The sequence below is a fragment of the Pseudomonas sp. K2I15 genome (assembly GCF_002204795.1).
GTDB lineage: Bacteria > Pseudomonadota > Gammaproteobacteria > Pseudomonadales > Pseudomonadaceae > Aquipseudomonas.
In genome coordinates this window covers 108,444-125,005 of sequence record NZ_NIXO01000007.1, presented here as the reverse complement: position 1 = coordinate 125,005, position 16,562 = coordinate 108,444, and the positions used below count along the sequence as shown (strand labels likewise).

9 protein-coding genes and 1 pseudogene are annotated in these 16,562 nt (G+C 60.6%); 6 read left to right on the top strand and 4 right to left on the bottom strand.

The window, feature by feature from the left end; all coding sequences use genetic code 11:
• Nucleotides 1-25: 25 nt before the first annotated feature.
• Nucleotides 26-2,965, bottom strand: a complete 2,940-nt coding sequence (gene glnE / locus CEC48_RS07275; RefSeq protein WP_088423116.1) for a bifunctional [glutamate--ammonia ligase]-adenylyl-L-tyrosine phosphorylase/[glutamate--ammonia-ligase] adenylyltransferase — start codon at nt 2,963-2,965, stop codon at nt 26-28.
• A 383-nt stretch (nt 2,966-3,348) separates the two neighbouring features.
• Here glnE and aceE point away from each other — a divergent pair, with 383 nt between their 5' ends.
• From aceE to msrA, 4 genes are all read left to right on the top strand, one after another.
• Nucleotides 3,349-5,994 (top strand): pyruvate dehydrogenase (acetyl-transferring), homodimeric type, encoded by a 2,646-nt coding sequence (gene aceE, locus CEC48_RS07270; protein WP_088423115.1) that lies wholly within the window; start codon nt 3,349-3,351, stop codon nt 5,992-5,994.
• 11 nt (nt 5,995-6,005) lie between these two features.
• Nucleotides 6,006-7,652, top strand: a complete 1,647-nt coding sequence (gene aceF / locus CEC48_RS07265; protein WP_088423114.1) for a dihydrolipoyllysine-residue acetyltransferase — start codon at nt 6,006-6,008, stop codon at nt 7,650-7,652.
• A gap of 396 nt (nt 7,653-8,048) precedes the next feature.
• A complete protein-coding gene (locus CEC48_RS07260) occupies nt 8,049-10,739 on the top strand; it encodes a bifunctional diguanylate cyclase/phosphodiesterase (RefSeq protein WP_088423113.1) in 2,691 nt (896 codons plus the stop codon).
• A 74-nt stretch (nt 10,740-10,813) separates the two neighbouring features.
• Nucleotides 10,814-11,461: a peptide-methionine (S)-S-oxide reductase MsrA gene (gene msrA, locus CEC48_RS07255; protein ID WP_088423140.1), complete on the top strand. Its 648-nt coding sequence runs from the start codon at nt 10,814-10,816 to the stop codon at nt 11,459-11,461.
• A gap of 135 nt (nt 11,462-11,596) precedes the next feature.
• On the opposite strand, the gene CEC48_RS07250 is transcribed toward msrA, so the two are convergent.
• Entirely contained in the window at nt 11,597-12,433 is an 837-nt protein-coding gene (locus CEC48_RS07250) for a 23S rRNA (adenine(2030)-N(6))-methyltransferase RlmJ (protein WP_088423112.1), read from the bottom strand.
• Between the two features lie 192 nt (nt 12,434-12,625).
• On the opposite strand from CEC48_RS07250, the pseudogene CEC48_RS07245 reads away from it, so the two are divergent.
• A pseudogene (locus CEC48_RS07245) lies at nt 12,626-13,107 on the top strand (PLP-dependent transferase); the annotation flags it as partial.
• Here the strand turns inward: CEC48_RS07245 and CEC48_RS07240 are convergent.
• Both CEC48_RS07240 and CEC48_RS07235 read right to left on the bottom strand, forming a co-directional pair.
• Nucleotides 13,093-13,806, bottom strand: coding sequence for a DUF4123 domain-containing protein (locus tag CEC48_RS07240; RefSeq protein ID WP_088423111.1), 714 nt, complete (start codon nt 13,804-13,806; stop codon nt 13,093-13,095). The pseudogene CEC48_RS07245 and the gene CEC48_RS07240 sit on opposite strands and share 15 nt — an antisense overlap.
• Nucleotides 13,803-15,824 (bottom strand): type VI secretion system tip protein VgrG, encoded by a 2,022-nt coding sequence (locus tag CEC48_RS07235; protein ID WP_088423110.1) that lies wholly within the window; start codon nt 15,822-15,824, stop codon nt 13,803-13,805. Before CEC48_RS07235 ends, CEC48_RS07240 begins: the two co-directional genes overlap by 4 nt.
• 188 nt (nt 15,825-16,012) lie before the next feature.
• Here CEC48_RS07235 and CEC48_RS07230 point away from each other — a divergent pair, with 188 nt between their 5' ends.
• A complete protein-coding gene (locus tag CEC48_RS07230; RefSeq protein ID WP_088423109.1) occupies nt 16,013-16,507 on the top strand; it encodes a DUF2165 family protein in 495 nt (164 codons plus the stop codon).
• Nucleotides 16,508-16,562 lie beyond the last annotated feature (55 nt).

Below are 16,562 nucleotides of genomic sequence, written 5' to 3'. Positions count from 1 at the left end.
GCCTCCCCGCCTTATATATAGTGTTTCAGCTTAACCCCAGTTCATGCCAGATTCGCTGCACCTGGCGCCGTTCGTCAGCGAACTGGTCCCCGGCAACCGTACCGGCCTCGTTCTGCAAGGCCTGGCGGTGAGCGGCGGAACGGTAGGCTTTATACACCTCGCGCAGCAAATGGGCATCGGCAGCAGGCATCAGCCCGACCTGCTCCAGCCCTTCCAGAATGCGGATATTGTCGGTGTAGCGCAGCAACGATGGATGTTGCGCAGACCACGCCAAAGCCGCGTATTGCACCATAAATTCAATATCGACGATACCTCCGGCGTCCTGCTTGAGGTCGAACGCCACCGTGGGCTCGAAGGCATTCGCCGCCGTTCCCGCCGCCGTGGACTTGGTGCCAAGGTTGTCACGCATCTTGGTGCGCATCTCGCTGACCTCCTGGCGCAGCTTGTCCAGGTCCTGCGCGCGGCCCAGCACTTGCGCCCGCACTTGCTCAAACGCACGGCCGACATCCTGGCTGCCGACCAACACACGTGCACGCACCAGCGCCTGGTGTTCCCAGGTCCAGGCTTCGTTTTCCTGATAGCGCGCAAATGCTCCCAGGGAACTCACCAGCAAACCGGACGCGCCCGACGGTCGCAGGCGCATGTCCACTTCATACAACTGCCCGGAGTTGGTCTGGGTGGTCAGCAGGTGAATGATCCGCTGGCCCAGCCGGGTAAAGAATTGCGCACCGTCGATCGGCTTGGCGCCGTCGGTTTCGGCTTGCGGGTCACCGTCATGGATAAACACCAGGTCCAGGTCCGAACCATGCCCCAATTCGATGCCGCCGACTTTCCCATAACCGACAATGATGAACCCGGGATCGCACAAGGTGCCGTCCACACGCTGCGGCGAACCGTGGCGGGCGACAGTCTGGCGCCAGGCCAGGGCCAGCACTTGTTCGAGGATGGCTTCGGCGAGCCAGGTCAGGTAGTCACTGACTTTCATCAGCGGCAGGCTGCCGGCGATTTCCGAGGCGGCCACCCGCAGGCGGTGGGCCAGCTTGAAGTGACGCAGGGCTTCCATCTGCTGCTCAAGGTCATCTTCAGGGATGCGTGTCAGGCGTTCGCGCAATTCGGCAGCCAATTCCGGTGCCAAGGGCGGCTTGAACAGGCGGCCTTCGTTGAGCAATTCGTCCAGCAGCAGCGGGAAGCGGGTGATCTGTTCGGCGATCCACGGGCTGGCGGCGCACAGGGTCAGAAGGCGACGCAGGGCGTCGGGGTTTTCGGTCAGAAGTACCAAATAGGCGGAACGTCGGGCGACGGCTTCGACCAATGGCAATACGCGTTCAAGCACCAGATCCGGGTTGGCGTGTTCAACGGCCTGGGCCAGCAAGCGCGGAATAAACGCATCCAGACGCTCGCGCCCCAAGCGCTGCATGGCGCGTAATTGCGGGCTGCTACGCAGGCCAGCCAAGGTTTTCAAGGCTTTGGGTGCATCGGTGAAGCCACCTTCCTGCAACTGTCGGCAAGCGGCCTCTTCGTCCTGGGACTCTTCCCACAATGGCAACCACTCGCCGCCCACGACCAGTTCGCTTTCTTCGCCCTCTTCTTCATCCGGGTCGGCAATCACCTGGCGGAAGTGCCAGTCCACCCGACCGCGCCAGTACATCAGGCGCTCATGGAACGCCGTCCAGTCCGGGAAGCCCATCATGAAGGCAATTCGCGCCTGGTCTTCGGTGCCGTCCGGGAGCATTTGAGTCTGGCGATCGGCAATCGCCTGGATCGCGTGTTCGGTGTAGCGCAGGAATTCATAGCCATCGCGCAGCTCGGCGATCACCGCCGGCGGCAGGTAGCCCTGGCCTTCCAGCGTGCCCAGCACTTTTAGCAGCGGGCGCTGTTGCAGGCTCAGGTCGCGGCCGCCGTGGATCAGCTGAAACGCCTGGGCGATAAATTCGACTTCACGGATGCCGCCCGAGCCCAGCTTGATGTTCTCGGCCATGCCCTTGCGCCGCACTTCCTGCTGGATCAACTGCTTCATGGTGCGCAGCGCTTCGATGGCGGAAAAATCCAGGTAACGCCGGTAGACAAATGGCCGCAGCATGTCGAGCAATTGCGCGCCGGCCACCTGGTCTCCAGCCACCACCCGCGCCTTGATCATGGCGTAGCGTTCCCAGTCGCGGCCCTGGTCCTGGTAGTACTGTTCCAGCGCGTTGAAGCTGAGCACCAGTGCCCCGGCTGAACCGTAGGGCCGCAGACGCATATCGACGCGAAATACAAAGCCGTCGACGGTCATCGGGTCCAGGGCCTTGATCAGTTTTTGACCAAGGCGAATGAAGAATTCCTGGTTATCCAGCGAACGTTTTACGCCCACCGTGTCGCCGCCTTCGGGGTAGGCGAAGATCAGGTCGATATCGGACGACAGGTTCAATTCTACGGCGCCGAGCTTGCCCATGCCGAGGATGACCATGTGCTGCGGCTCGCCGCTGCGACGGCCGGTGGGCGTGCCGAACAGGACGCAGTGGCGCTGGTACAGCCACTGATACGCCTGGTCGATACTGGCGTCGGCCATGTCCGATAGATCGCGACAGGTTTGCACCAGGTCCGCCTGTCGGGTCAGGTCGCGCCAGATGATCCGCACTTGCTGGCGGGTGCGCTGGCGGCGCAGAACGCGGCCCAGTTCGTCTTCTGTTTCAGCTTGTTGCACGGCAACTGCAATCTGGCCGCACAGCTCGCCGGGGGCAAAGCCTCGGTCCAGTTCGCCCCATGCCACCAGCTCCAGCAACATCAAAGGGTCACGAACACTCTGTTCAATGACGAAATCACTGGCGGCGCACACACGGGCGAAGTCAGCCCAACGTTGCGGCGTCCACTCAGAAAGGCCATTATCGCCGTCCAATCCGGCCACGACGTCACGAAATGACTGCTCGGCCCGCTTGGCAAATGGAAGCAGGATGGCCGGCAGTTCGGCCTGCATTGGAAGGCTCATGGTCTATCCTTGATCGGCGCGTAAATGGCTTGTTGCTGTGAACGCAAGAACCACGCTCGGTGAAGGACTGTCGAACAAAGGTTAGAAATAGCTGAAAATTTTTCTTTTTTGGCAGTTAACATCAAATTTCTACCCTTTCTTGTTCGCAAAAGATCAACAATAACGATTATGCTCGCCAACTAGACCGAGCAATCCGCTCAGTCTTGTGTAGTTTTACTACTCGTATATACATTCGAAAGGCTGAAATGGCCGACGATTTGTAGTAAAACTACAGGACGCCGAAGCAACCTTCGGCCATCCAAGAATTTATGTCGTCTGCCCACAAGGCCAGTCGCAAACTTCAGGCAACCGATTCTGGTAGCCTTTCCGCCCTGGAGCAAGCCATGCAAGACCTCGATCCCGTCGAAACCCAGGAATGGCTGGACGCCCTGGAATCGGTTCTCGACAAAGAAGGCGAAGACCGTGCGCACTACCTGATGACCCGTATGGGCGAACTCGCGACCCGCAGCGGCTCGCAACTGCCCTACGCCATCACCACGCCGTACCGCAACACCATCCCAGTTACCCACGAAGCACGCATGCCTGGCGACCTGTTCATGGAACGCCGCATTCGCTCGCTGGTACGCTGGAACGCCATGGCGATGGTTATGCGCACGAACTTGAAAGATTCTGACCTGGGCGGTCACATCTCCAGCTTCGCTTCCAGCGCAACCCTGTATGACATCGGCTTCAACTACTTCTTCCAGGCCCCGACCGACGAACACGGCGGTGACCTGATCTACTTCCAGGGCCACACCTCGCCAGGCGTCTACGCCCGTGCGTTCATGGAAGGCCGCATCACCGAAGAACAAATGAACAACTTCCGCCAGGAAGTCGACGGCCAGGGCCTCTCGTCCTATCCGCACCCTTGGCTGATGCCTGATTTCTGGCAGTTCCCGACTGTATCCATGGGCTTGGGCCCGATCCAGGCGATCTACCAGGCACGCTTCATGAAGTACCTGGAAGCCCGTGGCTTCATCCCTGAAGGCAAGCAGAAAGTCTGGTGCTTCCTGGGCGACGGCGAGTGTGACGAGCCGGAATCCCTGGGCGCCATCTCCCTGGCTGGCCGCGAGAAGCTGGACAACCTGATCTTCGTCATCAACTGCAACCTGCAGCGCCTCGACGGCCCGGTTCGCGGCAACGGCAAGATCATCCAGGAACTCGAAGGCGTGTTCCGCGGTGCTCAGTGGAACGTGACCAAAGTCATCTGGGGCCGTTTCTGGGACCCACTGTTGGCCAAAGACGTCGACGGTATCCTGCAACGCCGGATGGACGAAGTTATCGACGGCGAGTACCAGAACTACAAAGCCCGCGACGGCGCGTTCGTGCGTGAACACTTCTTCAACTCGCCAGAACTCAAGGCGATGGTTGCAGACCTGTCCGACGACGAGATCTGGAAACTCAACCGTGGCGGCCACGACCCGTACAAGGTCTACGCGGCGTACCACGAAGCGGTCAACCACAAAGAACAACCTACCGTTATCCTGGCCAAGACCATCAAGGGTTATGGCACCGGTGCCGGCGAAGCGAAGAACACTGCGCACAACACCAAGAAAGTCGATGTCGACAGCCTGAAGTTGTTCCGCGACCGCTTCGACATCCCGGTCAAGGACGAAGAGCTGGAGAACCTGCCGTTCTTCAAGCCGGAGCCAAACAGCGCCGAAGCCCGCTACCTCAGCGAGCGTCGTACTGCACTGGGTGGTTTCGTGCCACAGCGCCGCGCCAAGTCTTTCGACATTCCTACACCGCCACTCGATACCCTCAAGGCTATCCTGGACGGCTCGGGCGACCGTGAAATCTCCACCACCATGGCCTTCGTGCGGATCCTCGCGCAACTGGTCAAGGACAAGGAAATCGGCTCGCGTATCGTACCGATCATCCCGGACGAAGCCCGTACATTCGGCATGGAAGGCATGTTCCGTCAGTTGGGCATCTACTCCTCCGTCGGCCAGCTCTACGAGCCAGTCGATAAAGACCAGGTGATGTTCTACAAGGAAGACAAGAAGGGCCAGATCCTCGAAGAAGGCATCAACGAAGCGGGCGCCATGAGCTCCTTCATCGCTGCCGGTACTTCGTACTCCAGCCACAACCAGCCGATGCTGCCGTTCTACATCTTCTACTCGATGTTCGGTTTCCAGCGTATTGGCGACCTGGCCTGGGCAGCAGGCGACAGCCGTACCCGTGGCTTCCTGATCGGCGGTACTGCCGGCCGCACCACGCTGAACGGCGAAGGCCTGCAACACGAAGACGGCCACAGCCACATCCTGGCGGGCACCATCCCGAACTGCCGCACCTTTGATCCAACCTACGGCTATGAGCTGGCGGTGATCATCCAGGACGGCATGAAGAAGATGACCGAACAGCAGCAGGACGTTTTCTACTACATCACCGTGATGAACGAGTCCTACCAGCAGCCAGCCATGCCGGCCGGTGTAGAGGAAGGCATCATCAAGGGCATGTACCTGCTCGAAGAAGACACCAAGGAAGCCGCTCACCACGTGCAACTGATGGGCTCCGGCACCATCCTGCGTGAAGTGCGTGAAGCTGCGAAAATCCTGCGTGAAGAGTTCAACGTCGGTGCTGACGTATGGAGCGTTACCAGCTTCAACGAACTGCGTCGCGACGGCCTGGCCGTAGAGCGCAGCAACCGTCTGCACCCAGGCCAGAAGCCTGCGCTGACCTACGTTGAAGAGTGCCTGGCTGGCCGGAAAGGTCCGGTTATCGCCTCGACCGACTACATGAAACTGTTTGCTGAACAAATTCGTCAGTGGGTACCGTCCAAGGAATTCAAAGTCCTGGGCACCGACGGTTTCGGCCGTAGTGACAGCCGCAAAAAGCTGCGTCACTTCTTCGAAGTCGACCGTCACTTCGTGGTGTTGGCAGCCCTGGAAGCCTTGGCTGACCGTGGTGAAATCGAACCTAAGGTGGTGGCAGACGCTATCGTCAAGTTCGGGATCAACCCGGAAAAACGCAACCCACTGGACTGCTGAGGAGATTTTCTGTGAGCGAACTCATTCGCGTACCTGACATCGGCAGCGGTGAAGGTGAAGTAATTGAACTGTTTGTGAAGGTCGGCGACACCGTCGAAGCCGACCAGAGCATCCTGACCCTGGAATCGGACAAGGCGAGCATGGAAATCCCTGCTCCCAAAGCCGGTGTGGTCAAAAGCCTGAAAGTGAAGCTGGGCGACCGCCTGAAAGAAGGCGACGAACTGCTTGAGCTGGAAATCGAAGGTGCCGCTGATGCGGCTCCTGCGGCGGCCGCTCCTGCTGCTGCCCCGGCTGCCGCCGAAAAACCTGCCGCGGCTGCCGAGGCCCCAGCGGCCCCGGCTGCTGCACCTGCTGCTGCCGCTACCGTCCAGGACATTCATGTTCCGGACATCGGCTCGTCGGGCAAGGCCAAGATCATCGAGCTGCTGGTTAAAGTCGGCGACACCGTCGAAGCCGACCAGTCGCTGATCACCCTGGAGTCCGACAAGGCCTCCATGGAAATCCCTTCGCCGGCTGCCGGTGTGGTGGAAAGCATTGCCGTTAAGCTGGAAGACGAAGTCGGCACTGGCGACTTCATACTCAAGCTGAAAGTAGCGGGCGCTGCGGCTCCTGCTGCTGCCGCTCCAGCCGCAGCTGCTCCGGCCGCCGCACCTTCAGCTGCACCGGCTGCTGCTGCCCCTGCGCCTGCTGCAAAAGCCGAGGCCGCACCGGCCCCAGCGGCTGCACCTGCGCCAAGCGGTGCCAAAGTTCATGCCGGCCCTGCCGTGCGCCAACTGGCCCGTGAATTCGGCGTCGAGTTGAACGCGGTTACCGCCAGCGGTCCTCACGGTCGCGTGCTGAAGGAAGACGTGCAGGTTTACGTCAAATCCATGATGCAGAAAGCCAAGGAAGCTCCGGCTGCCGGCGCTGTTACCGGTGGCTCGGGCATTCCGCCGATCCCGGTCGTGGACTTCAGCCGCTTCGGCGAAACCGAAGAAGTGCCGATGACCCGCCTGATGCAAATCGGCGCGTCGAGCCTGCACCGCAGCTGGCTGAACATCCCGCACGTGACCCAGTTCGACCAGGCCGACATCACCGACCTGGAAGCTTTCCGCGTTGCGCAGAAAGCCGTCGCCGAAAAGGCTGGCGTGAAACTGACCGTGCTGCCACTGCTGCTCAAGGCCTGCGCACACCTGCTCAAGGAACTGCCGGACTTCAACAGCTCGCTGGCCCCTAGCGGCAAGGCGATCATCCGCAAAAAGTACGTGAACATCGGCTTTGCGGTCGATACTCCGGACGGCCTGCTGGTGCCTGTGATCAAGAATGTTGATCAGAAGAGCCTGCTGCAACTGGCTGCCGAAGCGGCTGCGCTGGCTGCCAAGGCCCGCGACAAGAAGCTGACCGCAGACGACATGCAAGGTGCTTGCTTCACCATCTCAAGCCTGGGGCACATTGGCGGTACTGGCTTCACGCCGATCGTCAACGCGCCGGAAGTGGCGATCCTTGGTGTTTCCAAGGCCACCATCCAGCCTGTGTGGGACGGTAAAGCGTTCCAGCCGAAGCTGATGCTGCCACTGTCGTTGTCCTACGATCACCGTGTGATCAACGGCGCGGCGGCTGCACGCTTCACTCAGCGCCTGAGCCAGTTGCTGAACGACATCCGCACCATCCTGCTTTAAGCCTCAACAGGTCTTCTGCCCGCGCAGAAGGCCTGGCTTCAACGATTTCCGAGCGCCACGCTCGTACCTCAACCCCGCCAATTGGCGGGGCTTTTTTTGCCCGCTGCTTTGTAGGGGCGAGCTTGCTCACGAAGGTCGTTAACGATGACGCGGGCGTTCTGAATGAGCGCGGTGCCTTGGTGTTTTTCGCGAGCAAGCTCGCTCCTACAGAGGCATGTGCCATGGCCGCCCATCACCCCGGTTGTAGAAAACCGCTCGCTGGTCGATAACACACTTATAGCACTTAGCCTTCATCCTCTCTTGTCAGCCCGTGCTGCATGATGCAACCTTGCCGCAGGCAACAGTAAAGAGGGCGTGAGCCCGGCGCGATGCGCATTTTTCCAAGCGAGTTTCCCCATGAAAAGCCAACCCGATGTCGCCCGTACGGCGGCCGAGGTAGTGACGCAATTACCGGTGCCTTCGCGCCTCGGTATGCTGCGTTTCGAGCGGCTTAATGAGGCAAGCTGGGCCCTGCTGTACCTCGACCCCAATTGCGAACGCCAGTTCGGCCTGCCCGCGGTGGAACTGTGCGCCCTGATCGGCTCGCCCTATGCCAGCCTGATGGAGCCCCAGGCGCGCTATCAACTGCATGATGCGATCCAGGAACAGCTGACCATCAGCCCGCATTACCTGGTGCGCTACACCCTGCACACCAACGACGGCCCGCTGAGCCTGCTGGAACTGGGCGAGGCCTACAAACAACACAACCGTCACCTGCTGCGCGGCTACTTGATGGTGGTCGACGGCCTGTTCAGTGAAATCTCACCGGCCCCTGCGGTGGATCTGGAGAGCCAGAACAGCCGATTGCAGATCGCCCTGGAACTCAACCAGCGCGCCCAGCAGGAACAACTGCAGCACCTTGAGCGGGTGCGCGCCCAGCAGGAGCTGATCCTGCTGCTGGCCCGCCAGCGCTACAGCACCAACAACTCGCTGCAAGAAGCCGCCGAGCTGATCACCCGCAGTGCGTGCGATATCTATCAGATTGATTGCGCCAGCATCTGGAACCTCGAAAACCAGCAACTGGTGCCGATATCCGCCTACCACCGCGACGATCAGCAGCACCATCTGCCGGAACCTATCGATGCCAGTAGCTTCCCGGACTATCTGGACGCCCTGCAAACCAGCCGCGCCATTGATGCTAACAACGCCATGCGCGACCCACGCACCCGGGAAATGGCCGAGAGCCTGCGACCGCGAGACGTCCATGCCATGCTCGATGCGAGTATCCGCGTCGATGGCAATGTGGTCGGCGTGTTGTGCCTGGAGCAAAGCGGCAGCACCCGCGCCTGGCAGTCCGATGAGATCGCGTTTGCCGGCGAGTTGGCCGACCAGTTCGCCCAAGTGATCAACAACCATAACCGCCGCACCGCCACCAGCGCCCTGCACTTGTTCCAGCGGGCCGTGGAGCAAAGCGCCAACGCGTTCCTGCTGGTCAATTGCGACGGTGTGGTGGAGTACGTTAACCCCAGCTTTACCGCGATCACCCAGTACAGCACCGAAGAAGTCCACGGCCACCTGCTCTCGGAACTGCCGGCGCTGGAGAACCTCAGCGAGCTGCTGTTCGATGCGCCTTCAAGCCTGGCCAAGAGCAACAGCTGGCAGGGCGAATTCAAGAGCCGGCGCAAGAACCTCGAACCCTACTGGGGCCAGTTGTCGATTTCCAAGGTCTATGGCGACAACCGTGAGCTGACGCACTACATCGGCATCTACGAAGACATCACCCAGACCAAGCTGGCCCAGCAGCGCATCGAGCGCCTGGCCTACACCGACAACCTGACCAACCTGGGCAACCGTCCGGCGTTCATCCGCAACCTCGACGAACGTTTTGCCCGCGACAGCGACAGCTCTATCAGCCTGCTGCTGGTGGACATCGACAACTTCAAGCGGATCAACGACAGCCTCGGCCACCAGACCGGCGACAAGCTGCTGATCAGCCTCGCGCGGCGCCTGCGCAACAGCCTGACTGCCAGCGGCAGCCTGGCGCGGTTTGCCAGTAACGAATTTGCCGTGCTGCTCGACGATACCGACCTTGAAACCGGCCAGCAGGTCGCCAGCCAATTGCTGGCAACCCTCGACAAGCCGATGTTCGTCGACAACCAACTGATCAGCGTCACCGGCTCCGTGGGCCTAGCCTGCGCCCCGCTGCATGGCCGCGACCCGCAAACCCTGATGCGCAACGCAGGCCTGGCGCTGCACAAGGCCAAGGCCAACGGCAAACACCAGGTGCAGGTGTTTACCGAAGCGCTGAACGCCGAGGCCAGCTACAAGCTGTTCGTGGAAAACAACCTGCGCCGCGCCCTGACCCAGAACGAGCTGGACGTGTTCTACCAGCCCAAGCTGTGCCTGCGCAGCGGTCGCCTGCTGGGCATGGAAGCGCTGTTGCGCTGGAACCATCCAGAGAAGGGTATGATCCGCCCTGATCAATTCATTAGCGTGGCTGAAGAGACCGGGCTGATCATTCCTATCGGCAAATGGATCGCCCGCCAGGCCTGCCGCATGAGCCGACAGCTGACGGCCGCCGGCATGGGGAACCTGCAAGTGGCGATCAACCTGTCGCCCAAGCAGTTTTCCGACCCGGACCTGGTGGCCTCGATTGCCACAATCCTCAAGGAAGAACAGTTACCGGCCAACCTGCTGGAACTGGAGCTGACCGAAGGCCTGCTGCTGGAAGCCACCGAAGACACACGCCTGCAACTGGACCAACTGAAGAGTTTTGGACTGACCCTGGCCATGGACGACTTCGGCACCGGTTACTCGTCGCTTAGCTACCTGAAAAAATTCCCGATCGACATCATCAAGATTGATCGCAGCTTCATTCATGAAATCCCCGACAACCAGGACGACATGGAAATCACCTCGGCGGTGATCGCCATGGCCCACAACCTCAAGCTCAAGGTCGTGGCCGAAGGCATCGAGACCGCTGAACAGCTGGCGTTCCTGCGCCGTCACCGTTGCGACGTCGGCCAGGGCTACCTGTTCGACCGGCCAATCCCGGGCTCCGAGCTGCTGACGATGCTTAAACGCTATCCTCGCGGGCCAATCGCCTGACAGCGCTGTAACACTCGGGCACACTGGCAGTCTGAATTCTTATCTGTAACTCAATCTGACTGAGAGGACTGATGATGGTCTTGCGCTCGGAAATTCTGGTGAACAAAAACGTGCTCCCCACTCAAGAACAAGCTTTGCCTGGCCGTGAAACGCCGATGTCTTTGCCCGAGACTCACTTCGTCAACGGCAACCCGCTGCTGGGCCCGTTTGTCGACAACGTAGAGTTTGCGATCTTCGGCCTCGGCTGCTTCTGGGGCGCAGAGCGCCGTTTCTGGCAGCGTGAAGGCATCGTCAGCACGGTGGTGGGTTATGCCGGCGGTTATACGCCGAACCCGACTTATGAAGAGGTCTGCTCAGGCCTGACCGGCCACAGCGAAGTGGTGCTGGTGGTGTTTGACCAGGACAAGATCAGCTACGAAGAGCTGCTGAAAATGTTCTGGGAACTGCACAACCCGACCCAGGGCATGCGCCAGGGAAATGACATCGGCAGCCAGTACCGCTCGGTGATCTATGCGGTCAAGCCGGAGCATCTGGAGGCGGCGAAAGCCAGCGCCCAGGCATATCAGAATGAACTGACCAAGGCTGGCCTGGGCGCCATCACCACAGAAATCGAAGAAGCCCCGACGGTGTACTTTGCCGAGGCGTATCACCAGCAGTACCTGGCGAAGAACCCGCAGGGTTACTGCGGGATCAGCGGCACAGGCGTGACCTGCCCGATCTAAGAGCGACACCGAAAAAATGTGGGAGCGGGCTTGCTCGCGAAGGCGGTGTATCAGTCGATGCATAAGGCGACTGTCACACCGCTTTCGCGAGCAAGCCCGCTCCCACATGGGGTCCTCACTTACCTTGAGAGTGGATTACTCGGCAATCAGCCAATCTATCTGCCAGCCACCCTGGGTTTGCCCAAGCTGCTTGGACAACCACGGCAACAGCTCACGCAATTCTTCCTCCAGCCCCCACGGCGGATTGGCAATCGCCAAGCCCGAGCCGGTCAGGGTGTTGGGCGTGTCCAGCGGATGCACCAACAATTCCACCCGCAGCAACTTCGGCGCACCGGTACCGGCAAGGTCCTGATAGAAGCGGCGCAGCATGCGCTGGTCTTTCACCGGGTACCAGATCGCGGCCACCGTCTGGCGCATACGGCTCACGGCTTCCTTGAGGGACGCGGCGCAGCGCTGCATCTCATCAAGCTTTTCGAACGGCGGGTCAATCAACATCAGCGCGCGTTTTTCCGGCACTGGCAGCAGCGCCCGTGGCACGTGCCAGCCTTCGCCAAGGTGCACTTTCACCCGGCGGTCGCCCTTCATATTGTCCTTGAGCAGCAGGCCGTCTTCCGGGTGTTTCTCGTTGAGCAACACGCGGTCCTGGGGGCGGGTCAGGCGTCGCGCCAGCTCCGGTGAGCCCGGGTAGTAGCGCAATTCGCCATCCGGGTTCATCTCGTGCAGCACGCGCATGTAATCGGCGGTCAGCGGCGGCAGGTCGGCCTGGCCCCACAGGCGGGCGATGCCTTCCAGGTACTCACCGGTGCGGTTCGCCTGGTCGCCCTGCAGGTCATACAGACCAATGCCGGCGTGGGTGTCGAGATAGGCAAACGGCTGTTCCTTGCGCGACATCAGGGCGATGAGGCGGGTCAAGGTCAGGTGTTTGAAGACATCGGCGTGGTTGCCGGCGTGAAAGGCGTGACGATAATTCATGGTTGCTCCTGCGCAGGGGGCGAAGTTTACCTTTTACGCAGGCAAAGGTGCAGGGCTGTGGTGAGCGGGCTTGCCCCGCGCCGGGCTGCGAAGCAGCCCCAATAATGGCAAACGGCGTTATTTCAGACAGAATGCAGTGGGCGACTTAGGGCCGCTACGCAGCCCAGCGCGGGGCAAGCCCGCTCACCACAGGGCCATGGCAACTCGCTGGGTGGCGTGATCGTCGACAGTGGCACCTTTCCCTGGACTCAATACCCGGAGAAATTCCCCGGCCTTAACCAGCCCGAGCCGGCCTATCACGGCGTGGTCTACACCGAGAAATTCGGCCCGGCCGCATTCATCGCCCGGGCCCGCACCGTGCCCCTGCGCAACACCGGCGCGGCTTGGCGCCGATGAATGCGTTCCTACTGCTGCAAGGCCTGGAAACCCTGGCCCTGCGTATGGAGCGCCACACCGAAAACGCCTTGAAGATTGCCCGCTTCCTGCAAGACCACGAACGGGTCGAGTGGGTCAGCTACGCCGGCCTGCCGGATCACCCACACCATCATCTGGCCCAGAAATACATGCAGGGTAAACCGTCGGCAATTCTGTCCTTCGGCCTGAAGGGCGGCTATGAGGCCATTGAAGACCTGATCGAGGACTTGCAGCAGTCTTTGGCTTCAACCCAGCTCTGAAGTCAACCAGGCTTCCAGCGCCTGATGGCTGACGTCCGGCCTGCACACAAAGTGTGCGACCTTGTGCTTCAAGGTCACCGGCGCAAAAGCGCTGTGCAGGTCCGGGCGCTGTTCTTCCAGCCATTGCAGCAGGTTGTCCACCAGCGTGACGCTCGATTGGTCACTCAGATGCTGGAGAACCTGCGGCGGTACTTGCCACCACGGGCTGGGTTTTGCCGCTCCCACCGTCGTGACCGCGACCTCATGCAGGCAACCATTGATCCAGTAGCGGCTGAATACAGGGAGCAACTCCCGCGCCCCAGGCCCAAGCGCCTGTAAAACAGGCAGCGTATAGGCACCATCCCAAAAGCGAAAAAACACCGCCTGCCCCTCCGGCAATAGCACCTTGGTCAGGCTGCGCAGATGCTCGGCGACGGTTTGCAGAGAACAGATCGACACGGCCAGCCAACCCCAATCGGTACCTTCACATTCGGCGGCCCATTCCAGAAAAGCACTATCAACGGCAACCACTGCAACATAGGGCATCACCTCATCCCACGCTGCATACTCGCTACCCGCCCAGATTGGACTGAGTGCGCGGCCATCGGTACGACGCCACGCTTCAAGCGGCTTGCAGTCACTGCCATTGCCCAACACCGCAAACAACTGCTCACCCACCTGCAACGGTTGAGACTCAAGCCACTGCCCGGGAGACATCATGGGGCACGCCCGGCCAGTGATGCACTGCGGTGTAGAGGCGTATCACACACGCCATTCTTGCAGCGCTCGCACTCTTCGCAAAAGGGCGCGCTGCGTTTGAGGCTGGACACTTGCACCGCGCTCAATGGCACCGGAATTACCGCCAGCAGTTTTTCCTGTAGCCCGGGCATCAACGGCGCTCCCGCCGCCGCTGGCGCGCCGCCCAGCTGGATAGGAACACTGCTGAAAATCCCGCCCGCCGACACGTTGATCCATTGCCCGCCCGCCTGAAGCGTCACGCTGGCACCCGCATCGATAACGATACTTTGCCCCGCGCCAATGTGAATGGTCATTCCGGCACGCATCTGCTGCGAGCCGGCGATCATCAGGTGATCGTCCTGCTTGAGTTCGGTCAGGCGGTTGCCGTGGGTGGTGCGCTGTTCTTCGCCCTGAAGCTCGTGACGATCGAGACCTTTGACGATCACGTTGCGCTGGTTGTCGACCTGCACGTGCTGGTCGTGGAGTACATGCTGGGTCCAGTTGCGCTGGGCACGCAGGTAGATTTCCTCGGCGCCCTTTCGGTCCTCGATGCGCAGTTCGTTGTAGCCACCGCCGCCGGGGCTGGTCTGGCTACGGAAGATGCTGCGGGTCTTGTCGGCCGGTAGATCCAGCGGCACCGGCGTCGCCGCGTTGGCCAGGCAGCCGACCACCAGTGGCGTGTCAGCGTCGCCGTCGACGAAGCCCACCAGCACTTCCATGCCCACCCGCGGGATCAACACTGCGCCGTAATGCTCGTGAGCCCAGCCGCTGGCTACCCGCAGCCAGCAGCTGGAGTGTTCGTTGTATTCCCCGGCGCGATCCCAGGCCAGTTGCACCTTGACCCGGCCGTATTCGTCGCAATGGATTTCACTGCCTTGCGGCCCGGTGACCACGGCGTTTTGGTAGCCGGATATCGGTGTACGTGGCGGCGGTAGCGTGGGTCGAAACACAGTGTCCCAAGGTGTGGCGACGAAGGTGTTGCCATAGCCCTGGAGCCCCCCATCGCCCACAGACTCTTCGAGCACTTGCGGCTGCTTGCCGGTATGGGTGACATGCGTCACCAGCCACAGGTCATTCCATTCATCACGCGGATGCGCTGCCAGCTGGAAAAACTGACCACTGACCAACGCCGGTTGATCGCCACTGCCACGGGCCTGGCGATAATCTCGGCGGTGCCGCTCAAGGGTCCGTTGGGCCAAGTGTTTGCCATGGGGGCGGTCAGTAAAATGTCCGGGATAATCGTGATCTTCCAGGGAAGGAAGCTGCTCACCCAGCACTTCGCTTTCCAGCTGCAGACGCGGTTTGCGAAAGTCGTAATCGCGCAGGTTTACGCCTGTCGTACGTGTCTCCAGGCGCACCGAAAAACGCTTGATCACCGGCGTGTCGGCGACCATTCCGGAGCCCGGTGCATAGTCGGTTGGCTGCTCGCCCTGAGCGAATACCGCCTGGTCATCACCAAACACCAACAGGTGACCGTCGGGGCTGTGCTGAAAATGGTAGTGAATCCCCTGCTCGGCACACAGCCGCTGGATAAACCCCAAATCGCTTTCACCGAACTGCACGCAGTACTCGCGCACGGGATACACACCGCCCAACCGGAATTCGAAAGCATCCCCGTGGATGCCCTGCCCCTCCAACACCTGCTTGATGATCTGCGGCACGCTCAGGTGCTGGAACATTCGCTGGTGACTGCTGTGTTGCAGATATGCCAACCGGGGCACCAGGCTGATCTGGTAGCGAGTCAGGCGCCTGCCGGAATCACCTTGGGCAACGCGGTAGATTTGGCCGTGAACGCCATGCCCCTGGGCATCAAAGCCCAGGAAGGCCTGACGGTGCAGCAGGCTCTCAAGGTCAAGGTCCGGCTGCTCGCTGACCAGTTCAAGGTCAAAGCGATAAGGCTCGCTGATGGCTTCGCTGCCCGTGAACTCAAAAACCTTGAGATCACTGGGCATACCGTCGAGGGTCAGGGTAAAGGCACTTTGATTGGCAGGAGCGAACATCCGGTGTTTCTCTGCAAGTAGTGGGCGACCGATTCTGCACCAGCTTTTTGCCCAACTGAGTGCGCTGCCGGCAAATCAGTAAATCCCTACACGGCAGACACTTTAATCTTCATGTATCAGGCGTCGAAGCCCTACCGCCAGCGTGCTAGCGTAAGCGCCCCCCAACGCCGAATAACAATGGAAAAAACATGGCCACCCGCTATGCAAAAATCGTCCTGACCCTTGCCCTGGCAGCCTTCGCCACCCTCGTCGCTTTCAGCAACATCACCGACTACGGCTCCAACTTTGCCTTCGTCAAACATGTGCTGAGCATGGACACCACCTTCCCCGGCAACGCCGCAATGTATCGCGCCATCACCACCCCATGGCTATGGCACGGTGCGTATTGGCTGATCATTGCGGGTGAAGCACTGACGGCCGTGTGGCTGGCACGAGGCGCGCTGGCGTTGTGGCGAGCTCGTCGTGCCACCGGCACCGAATTCAACCGCGCAAAGAAATGCGCAGTCGCGGGCCTGACCCTCGGTTTTGTCGTGTGGTTTTTCGGCTTTATGGTGATCGGCGGCGAGTGGTTCCTGATGTGGCAATCCCATCAGTGGAACGGCCAGGAAGCGGCGTTCAAGTTTTACATGGCGATCCTGGGCGTATTGATTTTCCTGAATCAGCCGGACACAGACCGCGACTGAATCACGCCCATAAAAAACGGCCCGCAGGCGGGCCGTTTTCAGTTCAGCGGGCCTT

What these genes read in the sequence shown, in the direction of transcription:
- CEC48_RS07260 (WP_088423113.1), top strand. Translation starts at nt 8,049, where the DNA reads ATGAAAAGCCAACCCGATGTCGCCCGTACGGCGGCCGAGGTAGTGACG.
- CEC48_RS07235 (WP_088423110.1), bottom strand. Translation starts at nt 15,824, where the DNA reads ATGTTCGCTCCTGCCAATCAAAGTGCCTTTACCCTGACCCTCGACGGT.
- CEC48_RS07240 (WP_088423111.1), bottom strand. Translation starts at nt 13,806, where the DNA reads ATGATGTCTCCCGGGCAGTGGCTTGAGTCTCAACCGTTGCAGGTGGGT.
- msrA (WP_088423140.1), top strand. Translation starts at nt 10,814, where the DNA reads ATGGTCTTGCGCTCGGAAATTCTGGTGAACAAAAACGTGCTCCCCACT.
- aceE (WP_088423115.1), top strand. Translation starts at nt 3,349, where the DNA reads ATGCAAGACCTCGATCCCGTCGAAACCCAGGAATGGCTGGACGCCCTG.
- CEC48_RS07250 (WP_088423112.1), bottom strand. Translation starts at nt 12,433, where the DNA reads ATGAATTATCGTCACGCCTTTCACGCCGGCAACCACGCCGATGTCTTC.
- CEC48_RS07230 (WP_088423109.1), top strand. Translation starts at nt 16,013, where the DNA reads ATGGCCACCCGCTATGCAAAAATCGTCCTGACCCTTGCCCTGGCAGCC.
- glnE (WP_088423116.1), bottom strand. Translation starts at nt 2,965, where the DNA reads ATGAGCCTTCCAATGCAGGCCGAACTGCCGGCCATCCTGCTTCCATTT.